Source organism: Streptomyces ortus, assembly GCF_026341275.1.
Taxonomy (GTDB): Bacteria; Actinomycetota; Actinomycetes; order Streptomycetales; family Streptomycetaceae; genus Streptomyces; species Streptomyces ortus.
Map to the genome: position 1 here is coordinate 4,484,432 of NZ_JAIFZO010000002.1, position 19,473 is coordinate 4,503,904.

At 73.4% G+C, this 19,473-nt stretch carries 14 protein-coding genes; 7 read left to right on the top strand and 7 right to left on the bottom strand.

Annotated features, from left to right (window positions below; genetic code table 11):
* Window positions 1-111: 111 nt before the first annotated feature.
* Window positions 112-2,205: a TerD family protein gene (locus K3769_RS23170; protein ID WP_267031505.1), complete on the top strand. Its 2,094-nt coding sequence runs from the start codon at window positions 112-114 to the stop codon at window positions 2,203-2,205.
* Window positions 2,206-2,248: 43 nt separating this feature from the next.
* Here K3769_RS23170 and K3769_RS23175 read toward each other — a convergent pair whose 3' ends face one another.
* Both K3769_RS23175 and K3769_RS23180 read right to left on the bottom strand, forming a co-directional pair.
* Window positions 2,249-4,081, bottom strand: coding sequence for a transglycosylase domain-containing protein (locus K3769_RS23175; RefSeq protein ID WP_267028277.1), 1,833 nt, complete (start codon window positions 4,079-4,081; stop codon window positions 2,249-2,251).
* Window positions 4,078-5,208, bottom strand: coding sequence for a sigma factor-like helix-turn-helix DNA-binding protein (locus K3769_RS23180; RefSeq protein WP_267028278.1), 1,131 nt, complete (start codon window positions 5,206-5,208; stop codon window positions 4,078-4,080). Before K3769_RS23180 ends, K3769_RS23175 begins: the two co-directional genes overlap by 4 nt.
* Window positions 5,209-5,393: 185 nt before the next feature.
* Between K3769_RS23180 and K3769_RS23185 the strand changes: the two genes are divergently transcribed.
* Window positions 5,394-5,903, top strand: coding sequence for a SigE family RNA polymerase sigma factor (locus K3769_RS23185; protein WP_107017951.1), 510 nt, complete (start codon window positions 5,394-5,396; stop codon window positions 5,901-5,903).
* Complete coding sequence (locus tag K3769_RS23190) at window positions 5,893-6,822, top strand: L,D-transpeptidase (RefSeq protein WP_267028279.1); 930 nt, start codon at window positions 5,893-5,895, stop codon at window positions 6,820-6,822. Before K3769_RS23185 ends, K3769_RS23190 begins: the two co-directional genes overlap by 11 nt.
* Window positions 6,823-7,041: 219 nt before the next feature.
* On the opposite strand, the gene K3769_RS23195 is transcribed toward K3769_RS23190, so the two are convergent.
* From K3769_RS23195 to K3769_RS23205, 3 genes are all read right to left on the bottom strand, one after another.
* Entirely contained in the window at window positions 7,042-7,464 is a 423-nt protein-coding gene (locus K3769_RS23195) for a luciferase domain-containing protein (RefSeq protein WP_267028280.1), read from the bottom strand.
* A gap of 82 nt (window positions 7,465-7,546) precedes the next feature.
* Window positions 7,547-8,380 (bottom strand): class I SAM-dependent methyltransferase, encoded by an 834-nt coding sequence (locus tag K3769_RS23200; protein ID WP_267028281.1) that lies wholly within the window; start codon window positions 8,378-8,380, stop codon window positions 7,547-7,549.
* Window positions 8,381-8,548: 168 nt separating this feature from the next.
* Complete coding sequence (locus tag K3769_RS23205; protein WP_267028282.1) at window positions 8,549-9,436, bottom strand: alpha/beta fold hydrolase; 888 nt, start codon at window positions 9,434-9,436, stop codon at window positions 8,549-8,551.
* 247 nt (window positions 9,437-9,683) lie between these two features.
* On the opposite strand from K3769_RS23205, the gene K3769_RS23210 reads away from it, so the two are divergent.
* On the top strand, window positions 9,684-12,089 hold the full coding sequence (locus K3769_RS23210) for an AfsR/SARP family transcriptional regulator (RefSeq protein WP_267031506.1): 2,406 nt from the start codon (window positions 9,684-9,686) through the stop codon (window positions 12,087-12,089).
* A gap of 21 nt (window positions 12,090-12,110) precedes the next feature.
* Here the strand turns inward: K3769_RS23210 and K3769_RS23215 are convergent, their stop codons facing one another.
* Window positions 12,111-13,157, bottom strand: a complete 1,047-nt coding sequence (locus K3769_RS23215) for a hypothetical protein (protein ID WP_267028283.1) — start codon at window positions 13,155-13,157, stop codon at window positions 12,111-12,113.
* Window positions 13,158-13,312: 155 nt separating this feature from the next.
* Between K3769_RS23215 and K3769_RS23220 the strand changes: the two genes are divergently transcribed.
* The 3 genes from K3769_RS23220 to K3769_RS23230 all read left to right on the top strand — a co-directional run bounded on the left by K3769_RS23220 (window position 13,313) and on the right by K3769_RS23230 (window position 17,979).
* Window positions 13,313-15,121: a glycoside hydrolase family 15 protein gene (locus K3769_RS23220; RefSeq protein ID WP_267028284.1), complete on the top strand. Its 1,809-nt coding sequence runs from the start codon at window positions 13,313-13,315 to the stop codon at window positions 15,119-15,121.
* Window positions 15,122-15,177: 56 nt separating this feature from the next.
* Window positions 15,178-16,155 carry an FkbM family methyltransferase gene (locus K3769_RS23225; RefSeq protein WP_267028285.1) on the top strand — a complete coding sequence of 326 codons (978 nt, stop codon included), beginning with the start codon at window positions 15,178-15,180 and terminating at the stop codon, window positions 16,153-16,155.
* Between the two features lie 267 nt (window positions 16,156-16,422).
* Window positions 16,423-17,979, top strand: a complete 1,557-nt coding sequence (locus K3769_RS23230; RefSeq protein WP_267028286.1) for a serine/threonine-protein kinase — start codon at window positions 16,423-16,425, stop codon at window positions 17,977-17,979.
* Window positions 17,980-18,012: 33 nt separating this feature from the next.
* Here K3769_RS23230 and K3769_RS23235 read toward each other — a convergent pair whose 3' ends face one another.
* On the bottom strand, window positions 18,013-19,083 hold the full coding sequence (locus K3769_RS23235; protein WP_267028287.1) for a PucR family transcriptional regulator: 1,071 nt from the start codon (window positions 19,081-19,083) through the stop codon (window positions 18,013-18,015).
* Between the last annotated feature and the right edge of the window lie 390 nt (window positions 19,084-19,473).

A 19,473-nucleotide genomic window follows, 5' to 3' on the forward strand; every position in this document is an offset into this window, starting at 1 on the left:
GTTACAGTGCCCTCCTGATGCGCACAGAGTGGGGGGCGCGTCACACATCGCGACAATGAGCCACCAGGCAGCTCCTGGTCGGCGGTGCATCTGGGGGGCCTCGTGCACGAGATGGTCAAGGGCGCCAATGTCGAACTGACGGCGTTGAGCGAAGACGTGGGCTCCGTGATGGTGAGCCTGGGCTGGAGCAGTCCTACGGGCGAAGGCGACGCGGACGTGTCCGTCCTCCTCCTGACACCGGACGGCAAGGTCCGCAGCGACGCGGACTTCTACTTCTACAACAACCCCGTGGCGGCCGACGGTTCCGTGCAGCTGTTGGGCAAGACACCCACCGCGGACGGCAGCGAGGACCGCATCACCTTCGATCTGGCCGCGATCCCGGCGGACGTCGAGCAGATCATCGTGGCGGCGAGCCGTTACAACGGAGCCAGGTTCGGGGACCTGGACGACGTACGGGTGACCCTGGCCGACGGTTCCGGTGAAGGGCTGCTGCGGTTCTCCATCGAGGACGCCGGGGCGGTCGGCGCGCTGCTCTTCGGCGAGCTCTACCGCCGGGCCGGCGACTGGAAGTTCCGCGCCATCGGACAGGGATACGAGTCCGGACTCGCGGGCCTGGCGCAGGACTTCGGCGTCGATGTCGACGACGACGCGGGCGAGGTGGAGGAAGCCGAGGCGGCGGAGGAGGCGGGGGCGGTGCCCCCGGCGGAGGCGGCGTCGATCGCTGCCCCTGCCCCTGCCCCTGCCTCTGTTCCGCCACCCGCTCCTGCCCCGGCGTCTGCCTCTGTCCCAGCGCCTGCTTCTGCCCCCGCTCCCGCTCCCGTTCCCCTCGTTGAGCAGGGCGTGGGGGAGACGGAGGCCAAGGGATCGGCCGAGCCCGTGGCCAAGGCGGTGCCCCGGCCCCGTACGGCCAAGAAGAAGGTCACCTTGCCCAAGGCGACCAGGAAGTCCCTTGCCGAGAACGACTCCTGGCGGCCGGCCCGGCTCTTCCCGGTCTCCGCTCTCAAGAGCGACCGGGACAGGGAGACCCGCGCGACGTCCGTGCTGCTGTCCGTGATGGCGCAGGTACCGGAGTTCGGCCGGCGCCTCACCGCGGTGTTCGGCGCGCCCGCCGGACGCATGGAGACCTTCACCGAGGTCTCGCTGCCGAACGGCGACTCCCCGCGTCGGCCGGACGGTGTGATCCGGGTGGAGCGGGCGGGGAAGCTGTGGACCGCGTTGGTCGAGACCAAGACCAATGGCAACTCCCTGAAACCCGACCAGGTACAGGCCTACACGGACATAGCCGCCCGCCGGGGCTACGAGGCCGTGATCACCCTCTCCAACGACGTGGAGCTGGACGGCAGCCCGCTGGTCGATGTGAAGACGGACGGCCGCCGCAAGCACAAGGTGGCGCTGCGGCACCTGTCGTGGGCCGACGTCACCCACCAGGCCCAGATGCTGATCCGTCACGAAGGCGTCGGCAACGCGGCGCACGCCTGGCTGCTCCAGGAGCTCCTGCACTACCTCCAGCACGACAACTCCGGATGCCATGGATTCCAGAACATGGGTCCTGCCTGGGTGCCCGTGCGCAACGGCATCGACGACGAGACCCTCTGCCAGGGTGACAAGCGGGCTGTGGAGGTGGTCGAGAACTGGGAGCGCCTTGTGCGGCAGGTGTGCCTGCGGCTGGGCGGTGAGCTGGGGCAGAGGGTACTCCCCGTGCAGCGGGCGAAGCGCGGAACCGATCCCCGGGTCCGTCGCGAGGTCCTCGCCGACCAGCTCTGTCTGGCGGGCAGACTGGACTCCGAGCTCCGTATCGAGGGCACGCCGGGCATCCTCGCGCTCTCGGCGGACCTGCGGACCGGCAAGCTTCGTACGTCCATCGAGATCGCCGCCCCGGAGCAGGGCTACCCGCTCACCTGGGCGAAGCGGCTGATCCGTCAGCTTGCCGACGCCCCGGCCGACGTGCACGTCGAGACCTTGCTGGTGGGCCAGACGGGCGGACCCCGCGGAACTCTGGAGCGACTGCGTCCGGAGCCCGGTGACCTTCTTCCCAGGAACGACGCCGAGATCGCCGGCTTCCGGCTGTCGCTCTTCCGGAGCATGGGCAGCAGCCGGGGCAACGCCGAGTCCGGGTTCATCCGCAGTGTCGACGAGGCCGTGGACCGATTCCATGACCACGTCGTCACACGTCTGGACCGAAGCCCGGCCGCGGCCCGGCGCTGAGTCCCCCACGCCCACCCCCCCTGCGGGAGCCGTCGACCCCCTCCTAAGGAACCGGCGCTGCCGTGGGTTCCGGGGCCTGGGGTGGTTGGCCTGCGGGGGTGTTGGCCATGTTCCATATTTGGTTGGCCGTCTGGGTTGCGTGGGTGTCCGGGGGGAGGTCGCCCGTCAGGTTTGCTACCCGGGCGGGTTTTCCGTCGCGTTCGGCGAACAGGGCCAGGGTCAGGGCGAGGCGGGGTGAGTACACGCTCCGCCAGGCCGTCCGGGCGCCCGGACCGCTGCCCGCGCCGGCCGAGTGGCCGACCGGTCCGGTGGGCACGGGCCTGGCCGGCAGGAAGGAGGTCCCGTCCTTGATGGCGGGGCCGGGGCCGGGCGCGTAGGCACCGTCCTTCGCGGCCGACTCGTTCACCAGCTCGGTGACCACCGCCGCCGCCTTCCCGTCCATCGCGGTACGCGTCTTCGGACGCGCGGTGTGGACCGTACGCCCCGCTTTGGTGATCTTCGCGACGGTGTACGGGGCCGCGTAGGTGCCGTCGGCGGCCAGCGTGGCGTACGCCGAGTTCAGGCGCAGCGGGGTGGGAGCCGTCTCCTTGACGAGTCCGCCCAGCGGGTCGCCCAACCGCAGGCCCCGGTGGGAGAACGGTTCGAGGACCGTGCCCGCCTCGACCGCCCCGTCGACGGCGTCGTTGAACGGCTGGTGCGCGTAGTCCGCCCCGCCGTACAGCACCCGGACCGCGCCGTCGCCGGGAACGGTCGCGACGACGGCCGTGTGCAGCCGGGCTCCACCCTTCACGGCCGCGGGACTCTGCTCGCGCACCAGCTCCGCCGTCTCGTCCTGGAGGCCGAGGTCGAAGGTGGTGTGCACCTTGTAGCCGCCGCGCGCCAGCTGGTCCTCCGTGATGCCGAGCCGGTCGGCGGCCTCCGCGGACGCCGTGTCGATCAGGTACTGCCGCTGGCCGTTCGTGCCGCCCGGCGGGTAGAAGCGGAAGGCGGGGAAGCGGGCGTCCGTCCGCTCGCGGGCGCTGATCGCGCCCGAGTCCGCCATCGCGTCGAGCACCCACTCCCAGCGCCGCTCCAGCGTCCCCGTCACCTTCGCGTCGGCGCCCGCCCGCTCGTAGTACGAGGGCAGGTTGAGGATGGAGGCGAGGGCGGCGCCCTGGGAGACCGTCAGGTCGTGGGCGCCGACGCCGAAGTAGTTGCGTGCGGCCGACTCGATACCGGCGGCGCCGCGGCCGAAGTACACGGTGTTGAGGTAGCCCGCCAGGATGTCGTCCTTGGCCCTCGTGCGGTCCAGCTTCACCGCGATGAGGGCCTCGTGCGCCTTGCGCTGGAGGGACTGCTCGGGGGTCAGCAGGGCGTTCTTCACGTACTGCTGCGTGATCGTGGAGCCGCCCTGGCGGTCGCCGCCCGTCACGGTCGCGAGCGCGGCCCGCAGGATCGCGGAGGGGGCGACCCCCGAGTCCGTACGGAACGAGCGGTTCTCCGCGGCGATCACGGCGTCCTGGACGTGCCGCGGGACCTGCTTGAGGGGGATGTCCTGGCGGTCGACCGGTCCGCGCCTGCCGAGGTACTCGCCCCCGGCGTCCACGAAGACCGTGCTCTGGCTGACGGTCTCCGGGTGCGGCTCGGGGACGGGCGTCATCCGGTAGGCGACCACGACCGCGGCGCACACCAGGAGGAACAGCGTCAGCAGGGCGGCCAGCACGCGGCGCAGCCGGCGGGCGCGGGTACGGCGCCGGCGGACCCGTATCCGCCGCAGGAACGTGCCGATGCCGCGCAGGCGGGCACCGCAGCGGCCGAGCAGGCCACGGGCGTTCACGCGGCTCTGCACGCGGCTTTTCACGCCGGTCTTCACGCCGGTCTTCACGCGGGCGTTCATGAGGGGGAGTCCGTCCGTGCGAGGAGGGTGCCGGCGGAGTCGTACGCCTTCACCGTGATGTCCGACGACGACGTGCCGCCGCCGGGGAGCTGGGCGTCCACGTACCAGGCGGACCAGCCGGGGGAGCCCGCCAGGGTGAGCAGCCGGGCGGTGAACGTGCCCCCGGCGGTGCGGACTTCGACACGGGACGCCTCGCGGGGGCCCCGGTGGACGCCGGAGAGGAAGACCCGTTTGCCGTTCCCGGTCGTGGAGTCCACCCAGAGGGTCACCCCCCTCTTGTCCTCCCCGGCGTCGCGGAACTGGTTCGGCTGCCCCGGTGCCGACACGTGCGTGCCGTCCTTCGAGAGCCAGAACTGCACACCGGGCGCGGCCTCGACGCGTTCTCCGGGTGTCACGACCCGGACCGCCGCCCTCTCCACGGAGACCGTGACCCCACCGGACCCGGAACCCGTGCCGCGTACCGCCCCCACGACCAGGGGTACGAGGAGCAGGGCGCCCACCGCGGTGAGCACCGCGGTGGTGCGCCGGCGCCGCTTGCGGAGCGTGCGGCCGGCCGCCTCGATGGCGGGCCCGGGGAGGGGCGGGCCCTCGGACGGGCCCTCGGACGGGCCCACATCGTGCGCGCCTTCGCGGTACGCGGGGTGGGTGCGCAGCGCTTTCTCCGCCCGGCGGCCCGCCGTCTTCACCGTCCCTCGCGAGGAGTTGAGGAGCGCGGCGATCTCGCGGTGGGTCAGCCCGTCCCAGTGCCGCAGCACGGCCACGGCCCGCCGCCGGTGCGGAAGCCCCGCCAGCACCTCGGTGAGCGGGTCGAGCGGATCGGGCGCGTACGGCTCCGGCGTGTCCCCGGACCGCGCGGACCGCCCGGAGTGCCGCGAGTGTCTGGCTCCTCCGGAGTGCACCGGGCGCCCGGCGCCCCAGGAGCGCCCGTCGCGCAGAAAGCCCCGTACCAGCGCCCGCCGTACGTAGAACTCCGCGTCGTCGCCCGGGATTCGGCGCCGCGCGTAGACCTCCGCCACCGCCGCTCTCGCGCGTCTGTCCGCGTCGGCGGCGTTCCCCGTGAGCAGGCGGGCCGTGCGCGTGAGCCGGGGCCAGTACTCCCCGGCGCGGGCGGTGAAGTCGTCGTCCATGGTCGGTCGAGCGCGACGATGCGCGCCACTCCCTTCGGATCGGCCCTGCGGGGCGCTTGTGCTTCGATGTACGCGACCTACGCGACCTGTGTTGCGTACGTGACGTACGTGACCTGTACGCACGACAGAGGCAGCCGGGTTGCACGGGACTTCCGAGAACAGCGGCAGGGGGTGTGGCGGGGGGTATGACCGAGGACGAGTTCGACGGGTTCTACGCGGCCGCGTTCCCCCGGCTGACCGGGCAGCTCTACGCCTTCACCGGTGACCACGGTGAGGCGCAGGACGTCGTCCAGGAGGCGTTCGTCCGGGCCTGGGACCGGCGGCGGGAGTTCCTCGCCGACGGGGCGCCCGAGGCCTGGATACGCACGGTCGCGATGCGGCTCGCGGTGAGCCGGTGGCGGCGGGCCCGGCGTTGGCTGGAACTCGTACGCCGCAATCCGCCGCAGGAGCACACCCCGGGGCCGGGTCCGGAACGGGCCGCGCTCGTGGCCGCGTTGCGGGAACTGCCCGAGGCACAGCGCATGGCTGTCGTTCTGCACCATCTGTGCGACTTGAGTGTCGAGCAGGTAGCCTCCGAAACCGGTGCGCCCACAGGGACGGTCAAGGCCCGGCTGTCCCGTGGCCGGGCGGCGTTGGCGCGTCGGCTCGGTGAGGCCGACGAACTGGGTGAGAGGGAGGACGACCGTGTCCGATGAGCTCACGCCCGGCCACCGGTTCGCGGACGAGGACCCCGGCGAAGGTGCGAACCGCTCCGAACTGAGCGTCGCACTGCGCGAGTTGGCTCAGGACCACGAGACTCCCCTGGTCGTCACGGGGGCGGAGATCCGCCGCCGTGCGGTACGCCGCCGCCGGCGCCGCAAGGCCTCGCTGGCCGCCGTCGGCACCGCCGGAGCGGGAGCGCTGGCCGCCCTTCTCCTGGCCCTGGTGCTCACTGATGGCGAAGATGCCCGGTCGGTTCCGCCCGCGGCCAGTTACGGCGTGAAGACGCCCCCCACGAACGCCCAGCCCTCGCCGGTCGTCGTCGCCGCCACGGTGGACCTCGACCGGCGGACACTGATCGCCGGGGGACGCACCGTGCCCATCTCCGCCGGAACGGGCGATGCGCCCACGCCGACGGGGCTGATGACCATCACCGCCAAGTACCCGGCGACGATGGTGCCGGGCGCGGTGGCGGGCTGGCACGAGTACGAGGTCAAGGCGGCCTGGGTGATGCGGCTGCGCGGCCCGGACGACCGTACGAACTATCTTCTCGCCCTCGGCTGGGACGAGAAGGCGCCCGGCACCTACGACGCCACCGGGGGCGCGATCGGTTTGCGCACCGTGGACGCGATGTGGCTGTACAAGACCCTGAAGCCGGGAGCGGTGGTGGAGGTGGTGGGGTCGGCCACCTCTCGCCCGACCCCGGCGCCCGAGCCGTCGGCCAGCGGTCCGCGGACGCCGCCCACGGCGAGGGAGACGGCGACGTCGGATCCGAGCAGCTTGGCGACGTCGGATCCGAGCGACGCGGCGCGGGCGGAGGATTTGGCGGACGCGGCGCGCGCGAAGGAACTGGCGGACGAGGCGCGCGCGAAGGAGTCGGCGACGACGGCCGACGGCACGGACACGAGGCCCTGAAGCATTGCGGGCCAAGTCCTGGGGTGAGCTTTACTGCGTGTTAGTTGCAGGAGCGGTGACATGGCGTGAGGGTGGGAGCAGTTCCACGGAGGTCCGCACGACTGCCTCCCGATGACCACCCCCTCCTCCTGGCGTGCCTCCCTACTCTCGGGAGGAGCGGGTGTGGCCGGGGGTGGCCGGCCGTCAGTGGTGGGGCGTGCGTCATTGGCAGGGCTTGGGTCAGTGGTGGGGCATGAGGCGGTCCACCACGCGGCGGGCCGCTCCCGGGCGCGGTCCGGGGACCACCGCCGGACGCTCCCAGTCGCAGGGCGGGGTCGGACGCCGCGGCGGGACCGCGCCCTGCTCCTTCAGCGCGACACTCACCAGCCCCAGCAGGAGCTGGACGTCGGCGTCGCAGTCGAGGAGCACGGTGATCCAGGAGGCGCCGGGGCGCACCCGGATCGCGCTGGCGTGCAGGAGTGGGGGAAGCAGGCGCTCGACGGCCGTGGGGGTGAGGTAGAGGTCGGCGGAGTCGTCGGAGTGGAAGTGGACGATCTCGTGTCCCGCCGAAGCGAAGGCATGCCCAACGGCGCACCGGGGCGGGCCACTTACCAGGTTCGGCCAGGTCTCCAGAAGAGCAATGGCGCGAGGGGCCGCGGTCATGACCCCATCCTCGCGCACGCTTCACCTGGAGGACCACCCCCAGCAACCTCCGACTACGCGCACCGCACGGCCGGTTACGCGGTCACTGACCGGCGAACCTGAACAGGTTGCAGCGGTACGCCCCGATGTCCCGGCGCCTGAGCGTCGCCACCACCGGAAGCAGGAGGCGGTAGCGCAGGGGCAGCCGGTGCGTGACCGGGCCCGGCAGCTGGGCAAGCGTGCGGGAGTCCGTGAGGCTGAGACCCGGCTCCCACTGTTCGAGCGCGCCCGGGTTGTCGCACCCCCAGCGCATCCGGGCGGTCACCTCGGCCCGGACGTCATGGCCGTCCTGGGCGTCGACCACGCGGGACGCGGCGGTCTCCAGGGCGAAGCGGGCCCCGGGCAGCTCCTCGCCGACCTGCTGGAACACCGTACGGACCAGCTCCGCCTCCAGATAGACCAGCACCGCCTCGGCGACCAGGAAGTACGGTCCGGGGCTGCTGTCGCGCACCTGCTCCATCCACTGCGGATCGGTGACCGAGGCGGAGACCATGTGCCGCCGGTCCGTGTCCTTGAAGAAGCCCCGGCGCAGGGCGATCACATCGGGCAGGTCGAGGTCGAACCAGTGGACCGTGCCGTTGTCGAGCCGTTCGAACCGCGTGTCGAGTCCCGTGCCGATCTCGACGACCGTGCCGGACGGGTGCCGTTCCAGGAACTCCCGTACCCACTGGTCGAAGAGCAGGGTGCGCAGGTTCACCCCGAGCAGGCTGCGCGCGCCGTCGAAGCGGGAGAAGTCGTAGTCGAGGGAGTCGACCATCTCCACAGCCTGTGGATCGCTGAGCAGTCCGTGCGCCTTACGGGTCTCGACCGCGCGGGCGTAGAGGGGGATGAGCAGGGTCTCCTGGACCTCGCCGAGTCGGGGCGTGCGCTTGTCCACCGGCCCTCTCCTCTCCACGGGGCCATCGGCCTCTCCGCAGGGCATTGGCCTCTGTCCCGGTCCACCGGCCTCCGCCGCGGTCCATCTGGCTCTGCATCGGCCGGCTGGGCGGGGCGGGTCCCCACGACGCAAGCTAACCGAGCCGCCGCCGGCTGGCAGCCCCCCGCGTCAACGGCGCAGCAGGTCCCGTATCGCCTCGACGACGAGGTCCGGGGCCTCCTCCGCCATGAAGTGGCCGCACTGGACAGTGCTGTGCCGCAGGTCGTCGGCCCACGCGGACCACAGCGCGGCGGCGTCGAAGCCGAGGGCGGCGCCCCAGTCCTGCTGGAGCACGCTCACCGGCATCCGCAGCCGGTTGCCCGCCTCGCGGTCGGCGCGGTCGTGGGTGACGTCGATGCCCGCGGACGCGCGGTAGTCCGCGACGATGGAGGGGACGGCCGCGCGGGACGCCGCGAGGTAGGCGGCGCGGACGTCCGTCGGTACGGCGGCCGGGTCGCGCGTCCAGGCGTCCAGGAAGTGGCCGAAGAACGCGTCGGGGCTCGCGCCGATCAACTGCTCGGGCAGGCCGGGCGGTTGGGCCATGAGGTAGAGGTGGAAGCCGACGGCGGCGGACGTTCCGTGCATCACCTCCCACATGTCGAGCGTCGGCAGGACGTCCAGCGAGGCGAGGTGGGTGACCGTCTCCGGGTGGTCGAGGCCGGCGCGGATCGCGACGAGGGCGCCGCGGTCGTGGCCGACCAGCGCGAAGCGGTCGTGCCCGAGCGCCTTGGCGACCGCGACGACGTCCGCGGCCATCGTGCGCTTGGAGTACGCGGTGCCGTCGGGGTCGGCGGGCTTGTCGCTGGCGCCGTAGCCGCGGAGGTCGGGGCAGATGACGGGGTGCTCGATGGCGAGCTTCGGGGCGACGTGGCGCCACATGAGGTGGGTCTGGGGGAAGCCGTGGAGGAGGACGACGGGGGTGCCGGTGGCGGTGTCGCCTCCGACGGCGACGTTCAGCTCCGCTGTGGTGGCGCCGGGGATGCGGTGGTGGGTGAAGCCGGTGATCGTGGGTGGCATGGGGTTCCTCGGGTGGGTGTCGCCCCTTTACGGGCGAAGGACTGCGCCGTTCCCCGCGCCCCTGAAGGCGAAAGACGAAGGACTGCGCCGTTCCCCGCGCCCCTGGGGGCGGGACTGGCTGGGCTCGGGTCTCAGCGTGTGGGGTGTGAATCAGCGGGCGGTCAGCAGGTGGGTGTGGCGTGTCCGGCGCAGGTAGCGTGAGCTGGGAGGACGCGGTGTGGGAGAGGTCGGTGTGGAGCAGCGGGGCGTGCGGGTGGTGTTCGGGGTGCTCGGGCCGACGGTCGCGTGGGACGAGCACGGGCGGGAGCTCGCCCTGAAGGGGCCGCGGCACCGGGCCGTGCTGGCCCGGCTGATCGTGGCCCGCCGCCGCGTCGTACCCGTGTCCCGGCTGGTCGAGGACCTGTGGACGGAGCCGCCCGCCGGAGCCGTGGGGGCCGTCCAGACCTTCGTGGCGGCCCTGCGGCGCGCCCTGGAACCGGACCGCCCGCCCCGCACCCCGGCCCGGCTGCTGGTCACCGAAGGCCCCGGTTACGCGCTGCGTGCCGCGCCGGACACGGTGGACGCGTGGCGCTTCGAGACGGCGCTCGGCACGGTGGCCGGTCTGCCCGCCCCGGCGGCGCTCTCGACCTTGGAGGAGGCGCTGGGCTGGTGGCGGGGTCCGGCGTACGCCGAGTTCGCCGGGGAGGGGGAGGACTGGTCCCGCGCCGAACGGGCCCGCCTCGCCGAGCTGCGCCTGCAGGCCGTGGAACGCCGGGCCGAGACCCTGCTCGCCCTCGGCCGCCCCGCCGACGCGGTCCCCGACCTGGACGCCCACCTCACGGACCACCCCTGGCGGGAGGACGCCTGGTGCCTGCTGGCCCTGGCCCTCTACCGCCAGCACCGCCAGGGAGACGCCCTGGCCGTCCTGCGCCGGGCCCGCACGGTCCTGACCACCCAACTGGGAGTGGACCCGGGCCCCCACCTACGCCGCCTGCAGTCAGACATCCTCACCCAGTCCCCAACCCTGGACCTACCCCCCACCCAGAACAACGAGGCCGCCGCCCCACTCACTGAGGGGCGCGGGGAACGGCGCACTCACCCTCCACGGCCCGCACCGTCCGGCGAGGCCGCCACCCCACCCACCCAGGGGCGCGGGGAACGGCGCACTCACCCTCCACGGCCCGCACCGTCCGGCGAGGCCGCCACCCCACCCACCCAGGGGCGCGGGGAACGGCGCACTCACCCTTCACGGCCCGCACCGTCCGGCGAGGCCCCTGCCCCACTCACCCAGGGGCGCGGGGAACGGCGCACTCACCCTTCACGGCCCGCACCGTCCGGCGAGGCCGCCACCCCACCCACCCAGGGGCGCGGGGAACGGCGCAGTCCTTTGTTTGCGGGGGGCCCGGGGAACGGCGTCGCCGGCGACGACCCGCCCGTACCCGACGCCACCGCCCAGCTGTGGACCCGCGCAGCCGAGTCCTACCACCGCACCGTCGCCGAAGGCGCCCGTACCCGCCTCCACTCCACCATCGGCCTCCTCCGCAACCTCGCGGTCACCGGCGGCGCCGGCCTGGCGGAGGCCCGCCGCCACCGCATCGCGGCCATCACCGCGGCGGAGGAGTTCGCCGACCCTGAGCTGACCGCCCGGGTGATCGGCGCGTACGACGTCCCGGCGATCTGGACCCGCGTGGACGACCCCACGGCCGCGGCCCACATCGTGGCCGCCGCGGAACGCACCCTCCGAGCCCTGCCCGCAGGCACCCGCGCGCACGACCCGGCCCGCTGCCGCCTCCTGGCCACCATCGCCCTGGAAACTCGCGGAGCGGCCGACGCGCACGGCGGGCGCGGCCCCGACGCCGCCCGCGAGGCGGAAGCACTCGCCCGCCGGCTCGACGACCCCACCCTGCTGGCCTTCGCCCTGAACGGCACGTTCATGCAGTCCTTCACCCGCGCCGGCCTCGCCCCGCGACGCGACGCGATCGGCGCCGAACTCGTCGAACTGGCCGCCCGCCACGGTCTGGTGACCTACGAGGTCCTCGGCCACCTCATCCGTCTCCAGGCGCGCGCGGCACTCGGCGACCTCGCCGGCGCGGACCGCCACGCGAAGGCCGCGGACCACCTCGCCGAACGCCACGAACTGCCCCTCGTGGGCGTCTTCACCGAGTGGTACGGAGCCCTGCGGCTCAGCGCGACCGGCCGGCCGGCCGAGGCGGAGACGGCCTACCGCGCCGCCGCCACCCGCCTGGAGGGCGCCGGAATGCCCGGCCTGGAACACGGCCTCCTCCCCCTCGCCCTCCTCTGCCTCCGCCTGACCCACGACCTCCCGACGGACCCGGACCCGGACCCGGACCAGGACCCGGACCCGAATCCGGACCAGGACCCCCGACCCGACTACGGTCCCTACCGCCCCTGGGCCGAACCGTTCACGCTGCTCGCGGTGGGCCGCCGTACCGAGGCCCGTACCGCCCTGCGCGCCCTCCCGGAGCCCCCGCACGACCTCCTGTACGAGGCCTGCCTCGCGCTGGAGGCCGAGGCCGCCCGCCGCCTCGGCGACCACGACGCCCTGGAACGCGCCCGCGACCGCCTGCGCCCCGCCGCCGCCGAACTCGCGGGCGCGGGCAGCGGGTTGCTCACCCTGGGCCCGGTCGAGCGCTACCTCACCGACCGGCCCTGACGGCCGTACCCGCGCCCCGCATCAGTTCAGCTCATCGAAATCGGCATCGGCATCGGCATCGCCAGTGCCAGCGCCAGTGCCATCGGGATCCTGCTCGTCCGCATCCGGCGGGGGAACGGACGCCGCATCCGAGGCGGAAGGCGAATCCCCCGCCGGTTCGGAAGCCGGCCGCGACGCCGGCTGCGAAGCCGACTCCGACGCGGCGGCCGGCGCCGAGCGCGCCGCCGCCGTCGGCGTCCGCCCGGCCAGGACCTCCTCCAGACGCCGCGTACCGGCCTCGGCGGCCCGCCGGACGTCCTCGGCGTCCACCTCGTCGAGTCCGCCGTCGGTGAGGGACAGCGCGCTGTCGCCGACCCGCACCGCGGCGAAGTCCAGGGTGAGGACGGCGGGCCAGCCGCCGCCTTCGCCGCTCACGGTCACCCGCAGCCCCTCGGCCGCCTCGCCCAGGCCGGGCAGCGGCGCGGCGACGGCCCGGACGGTGAACTGCCCGCCCCTGACATCCGTGGCCGTGAACTGCCCGCACGTCTCCGGCACCGTCTTCAGCCAGGCCAGCGAGGAGTCCAGCGCCGCCCGGTCGTACGCCCCGACCTGGTACCGCAGCTGCGTCCCGGCGCCGGTGTCGTCGTAACCGGCCACCGCGCGGGACCCCGCGGGCTCGCCCAGCAGGTTCTCGGCGTACAGGCCGTCGAGCAGCCGCTGGCAGTCGGTGACGTCCGCCTTCCCTTTGAGGAGGGCGTCCCGCCAGGTCGCCGCGCCTTCGGTACCCGTCCAGCCGTCGCCGAGGTCGGCGGGGGTGACCAGCGCCGCCTTCGCCTGCGCGTCGGTGAGCGTGTGCGCGACGGTGACCGACGGGGAGGGCGAGGGGGCCCGCGCGGCCACGGCGGAGGCGGAGGCCGCCGCGTCGTCCGCGGCACCGGCACCGGCCCCGCCGCCACCGCCCGAGCATCCGGCCGTCGTGAGCAGCGCGGCCACCGCCAGGACCGGGACGAGGGCCGGTACCAGGGCGGGGACGGAGACGGGGACGGTACGCCGGTGACGGCACCGACGGCGGGGCGGACGGTTCAGCACGGATGCCTCCTACGGCTCCCGACTACAGGGGAAGGGCCGGATCTCCTTCCACGGCACCATCGCGCGGCACCTCCCACCAGCGCACCGGGCCGACCGGGTGAGCCGGTGGACCCCTTCGAGATGCCCCCGCCCCCGCCCACGGCCACACTGGCCCCATGCCGGGACGGATCGAGGACTACGCCCTCGTCGGAGACCTGCTGACCGCCGCCCTCATCGGCCGCGACGGCAGCCTCGACTGGCTGTGCCTGCCCCGTTTCGACTCGCCCGCCTGCTTCGCCGCGCTGCTGGGCGACGAGAACAACGGCCGCTGGCGGATCGCCCCCGTGGCCGCGTACGACGGCTCCGGCCCGCCCACCGCCTCCACCCGCCGCTACCGCGGGGACTCCCTCGTCCTGGAGACCGCGTGGGAGACGGACACCGGCCGGGCCACCGTCGTCGACTTCATGCCGCGCCGCGACGGCGCCCCCTGCGTCGTACGGATCGTCGAGGGTGTGTCCGGCACGGTCGACCTGCGCATGGACCTGCGGCTGCGGTTCGAGTACGGGAGCGTGGTGCCCTGGATGCACCGTGAGCGCGGGCAGCTCACCGGGGTCGCCGGACCCGAGTCGGTGCGCCTGTCCACCCCCGTCCCGCTCACCGCGCACGGCCGCGCCCACACCGCCGACTTCACCGTCACCGCGGGCGAGCGGATCCCCTCCGTGCTGACCTGGGGGCCCTCCCACCTGCCCGCCCCCGACCCCGTGGACCCCTTCGAGGCGCTGCGCCGCACCGAGGAGTACTGGCGCGACTGGCTGCGGCCCCTCACCTACGGCGGCACCTACCGCGAAGCGGTCGTACGCTCCCTCATCACCCTCAAGGCCCTCACCTACGAGCCGACCGGCGGCATCGTCGCCGCACCCACCACCTCCCTGCCCGAACAGCCCGGAGGGGTACGCAACTGGGACTACCGCTACTGCTGGCTGCGCGACGCCGGGATGACCCTGGAGGCGCTGCTGCGCAGCGGCTTCACCGCCGAGGCGGACGCCTGGCGCGGCTGGCTGGAACGGGCGGTCGCCGGCCGCCCGCAGGACATCCAGATCATGTACGGCATCGGCGGCGAGCGCAGGCTCACCGAGTGGACGGCCGACTGGCTGCCCGGGTACGAGGGGTCGCGGCCGGTGCGGATCGGCAACGGCGCCGCCACGCAGCAACAACTGGACGTGCCGGGGGAGTTGATGGACACCCTGGCCCTGACGCTGAGTTCGGGGCTGCGGCCCCAGCGGCATCTCGTCGCGCTCCAGCGGACCGTGCTCGACCATCTGGAGAAGGTGTGGTCCCGGCCCGACCAGGGCCTGTGGGAGATGCGGGGCGAACCCCGCCACCACGTCCACTCCAAGGTGATGTGCTGGGTCGCCTTCGACCGTGCGGTCCGCCTCGCCGAGGAGCACGGGCGTCCGGGGCCCGTCGCCCACTGGCGTGAGATCCGGGGCCGTATCCACCGGGAGGTCTGCGAGAGGGGCTTCGACGCGGCGCGCGGCACGTTCACCCAGTCCTACGGTTCGCGCGCCCTCGACGCGGCGCTGCTGCTCATCCCGCGCACCGGGTTCCTGCCGCCGGACGACCCGAGGGTGACCGGCACGGTCGCCGCCGTCGAACGCGAACTGTCGAGCGACGACGGCCTGGTCCGCCGCTACTCGACGAACGCCGGCGGAGCCGCGGGCCCCGACGGGCTGGCCGGCGGCGAGGGCGCCTTCCTGGCCTGCTCCTTCTGGCTCGCGGACGCCCTGCGGCTGACCGGCCGCGAGGACGAGGCCAGGACCCTGTTCGAGCGGCTGCTGCTCCTGCGCAACGACGTCGGCCTGCTGGCGGAGGAGTACGACCCGGTCGCCGGGCGCCAACTGGGCAATTTCCCGCAGGCGTTCACGCACGTGCCCCTCATCAGAGCGGCCTACGAACTCGACCGGCACGCGACCGGCCGCCGTTGAGCATGTGTTCCGTGAAGTACCGGTGAATCGGTGGCGACTTCTGCGAGGCTGACCCGATGCCGACCCTTTACAGAAGACTGCTCGGAATCCTTCCCCGGATAGGCGTGAAGGTGGTCGATCTCGGTCCCGGTACCTCGCTGTTGTTCCGCCGGGGCGAGCGGACCGTCGTGCCGGTGGGGAGCGGCGCGGATCTGGTGACGCGCGGCAGGAGCCGGTACGCGGTCACGGACGCCGGGACGGACACCTGGGTGGTGGCCCGCGGGTCGGGGCAGCGGAACGTGAAGAGTGTGCCGCTCGGTGACACGGGCGCGCGTCTGCTGCTGGACAAGGCGGTGCCGGCGGACGGGGAGCGGGAGTTCCAGCTCGCCGCCGCACACTATCTGTGTACGCAGCATGTGGCCGCGCTGCTGGAACTGAACCGGGTGAACTGCGTCTTCGACGTCGGGGCCAACAGCGGGCAGTACGGGAAGGGTCTGCGGCGCTTCGGTTACACGGGGCGGATCGTGTCGTTCGAGCCGGTCTCCGCGACGTTCGAGAAGCTGCGGAAGTCCGCCGAGAACGACCCGGACTGGCATGTGTACAACTTCGCGCTCGGCCGCGAGGAGGCGACGCGGTCCATCCACGTGGACTGGAAGTCCATGAACTCCCTGCTGCCGCCGAGCGAGTACGGCAAGGAGCGCTACCGGCGGTTCGCCAAGGGGCGTACGGAGGAGATCGAGATCCGGCGTCTGGACGACGTCATGCAGAAGGCGCTGGAAGGGGTCGAGAACCCCCGGCCGTATCTGAAGATGGACACGCAGGGCTTCGACATGGAGGTGTTCGCCGGGGCGGGCGAGCGGATCTCGGAGTTCGTCGGGATGCAGTCCGAGGTGGCGGCGCTGCGCCTGTACGAGGGCAGCCCCGCGATGGGGGAGGCTGTCGCCGCGTACGAGGCGGCGGGATTCGGGGTCACCGGGATGTACCCCGTGACCCGCGACCCCGCGACGGGCCGGGTCGTGGAATTCGACTGCGTGATGGTCCGCGCGGAGAGATGAAAGGCAGGGGCGCAGCCCCGCATTTCAGGGGCGCGGGGAACTGCGCGGTCCACCACGGGCAACCCGCACCCGACATCCCGCGCACACCCACTCCCTCAGGGGCGCGGGGAACGGCGCGGACGCCCCCGTGGCCCGCGGGGCGTTCCGGGGGTCGGGGGATCGGTAGGCTAAGGGGACTGCGAGTCCCCCCATCCGCGCGCTTCCGCACCGCTGAAGTGCCGTTCGCGGTCGTCGTGTTGGCCTTCTGCTGTTGAGGATGATTCGCTGGTGCTCGTCGCGGAGCGGTATCGGTTGCAGGCGTCCATCGGCCGAGGCGGGATGGGCGAGGTGTGGCAGGCCACCGACGAGGTGCTCGGCCGCGCCGTGGCCGTCAAGCTGCTGCTGGGGGACGAGGCGGACAGCGCCGCGTCCGCCCGCTTCCGCCTGGAGGCCCAGACGGCGGCCCGGCTCAGCCACCCCTACGTCGTCGCCGTCTTCGACTTCGGCGCCTGGGACGACCGCTTCTACCTGGTCATGGAGCTCGTCGAAGGCCGCAGTCTCGCCCAGGAGCTGACCGCGTCCGGCACCCTCGGGGCGGACCGGGTGGCCACCATCGCCGCCCAGGCCGCCGCGGGCCTCGCCGCCGCCCACCGGGAGGGGATCGTGCACCGGGACATCAAGCCCGGCAACCTCCTCGTGGACGCCCAGGGCACCGTGAAGATCGGCGACTTCGGCATCGCCCGTTTCGTCGACGACCCGTCGTCCGCGCTCACCACGGCCGGCCAGATCGTCGGCACCAGCCTCTATCTGGCCCCCGAACGCGCCCTGGGCCGTCCGGCGTCCGCCGCCTCCGACGTGTACTCGCTGGGCTGCGTGCTCTATCAACTGCTCACCGGCAGACCGCCGTTCCAGGGCGAGAGCGCCACGATCACCCTGCACCAGCACATCGACATGGCGCCGGTGCCGCCCCGCGAGCGCGGGAGCCAGCTGCCGCCCGCCTTCGAGAACTACCTCCTCGGCCTCCTCGCCAAGCAGCCCGAGGACCGCCCCACGGCCCAGGAGGTCGCGGACTGGTTCGGCACGGGCGCCTGGCAGGGACGGGCCGAGCCCCTCCCGGTGGCCGCACAGCAGCCGCGTACGCAGGTGTCGTACGCGACCGCGCCCCCGCGGCAGCAGCCCGGCGGGGCCGACAGCGGGGCCCCGACGACGTACCGGCTCCCGGCGACCGCCGCGCAGCCCAACGGACGCTCCGCCCACGGCGGACGCTCCGCCCACGCCGCCCGCTCCGGGCCACTGCCCGCCCCGGCACCCTCCTCGCACGCCTCGCACTCCGCCCGGTCCGGGCCCTCGCGTCGCGCACGGCCTTCCGGCGGTGGTGGCGGACGCGGCGGTGTCGGGACCGCCGTCCGCCGCAGACCCCGGGTGTTCGGCATCCTCGCCGGTGCCGTGATCTTCGTACTGGCCGTGCTCGCGGGCATGTCGATGTTCTCGCCGGACGACACCACGCCCGAGGGCGGATCGAAGGACGCGCCGCCCTCAGCCGGTGCGACCGAGAACTCGTCCGGCAGGTCGGCCACCGGGGCGCCCGTGGCCGGAACGGTGGACCAGGGCCAGGACCAGAACCGGGGAAGGGAGCGGGGCGGGGAACAGGGCCAGGAGGCCGGTACCGCGCCGGACGTCGATCCGGCGCCCACCGCCTCCCCCTCCGTCACGAAGGAGATCCCGGAGGGCGGGCCGGACCCCGCCGCCGGGGACGCGGAGAAGCCGCGCAAGCCGGGCAGGGGCGGGGAAGAGCTGCCGGACGGCGCCGACGACGAGGACGACACGGACGACGGCGAGGAATGAGCGCCGGCCGAGGAGGGTGCTCCTCGGCGGCCCTCAGAAGTCCTTCTCCGGCCAGTCCAGCAGCCGCGCCCCGATGACCGCGGTCTGCAGCGTGTACCGGTGCACCGGGTCCGCCGGGTTCGCCCCGGTCAGCTTGTGGATGCGTTCCAGCCGGTAGGTGAGCGCGCGGACGCTCAGCGCCAGGCGCCGGGCGGCCTCCGCGGCGACACAGCCCGAGTCGAAGTACGCGGTGAGCGTGTCGAGGAGCGGTTCGGCGCCGCCGCGGGCCGTCCGCAGCGGTCCGAGCGCGCTGACCACCAGATCGGCCATGGCCTGCCGGTCCCGGGTCAGGACGGGGTAGACGAGCAGGTCGGCGGAGCGCAGCACGGGCGTGTCGAACTCCAGCCGCTCCGCCAGGTCGAGGGCGTTCAGCGCCTCCTCGTAGGACTGGACGACCCCGCCGGGCCCGGGCCGGGAGCGGCCGATGGCGACCTGCCCGCCGTCGGTGGCCGCGTACGCCTGCTTGGCGAAGAAGGCGAGTACGTCGTCCTGGTCACCCGGGGCGATGCACACCAGGCGGCCGTCCTTGGTGGTCACGAGGATGCTGCGGTCGCCGAACCTGGCGATCAGCGCGCTCTCCACCTCGCGAGGCACGGTGTCCCCCTCGTCGTAACCGTCGTACCCGTCGCGACCCGCACTGCCCCGCGCCACGGCGACCGCGTGCGCGTGCGAGAGGCGCAGCCCGAAGCGTTCGGCACGCTCCGCGAGCAGCCCGAGGTCGCTGCGGCCGTGCAGCAGGTCGTCGATGAACTCCCGGCGCGCGGCCTCCTCCTGCCGTACGGCGAGGAGCTGTGCCCGTTCGTAGCCCTCGGCGAAGGCGTCGACGGCCTGCTCGACGGCGGCGAGGGCGCTCTCCCCCGCGGTGGCGGGCCAGTGCACGCGGGCGGCGGCGAGATGCGCGCCGACCAGGGCCCGCAGTCCGAACCCGGCCTCGGCGGCCCGTTCGCCCAGCGCCCGCCGGGAGTCGAGTTCGTCACGGGTCAGCCGGCGGCCCGTCGCGGAGGCGTCTGCGACGATACGCGCGTACCCGTCCAGGTACTCCTCGGGTACGTCCCGCCCCGCCATGCGCGCCCCGCTTCTCCCGATGAGCCGTTTTCCCTCGATGAGCTGGTCACGCCTTTCTAGCGCACGGGGCGGGGGTGTGGTGCGGTGAGGGTGGGGCTCGCTGCCGGAAAACGGCAGAGGCGGGGCCCCGGTACCGGCCGTCCACCGACGGTGTTCGATACCGGGGTCCCTGCCCGTCCCCCGTGGGCTCCCCCGTTTCTGCCGGACCATCGTGCACCCGGGGGCGAGAACTCCGCATTGCCGGATCCCGGCAGTCTTCGCGCGTTCTTGATGCCGGGCGGTGTCGTGACTGTGGGAACCACGGGGCTCCTGTGCCAAAGCGGCACCAAGAAAGCGTAAAGACTGCCGGGATCCGGCAATGTGTATAGCGCATGCATCTGACAGGATGCG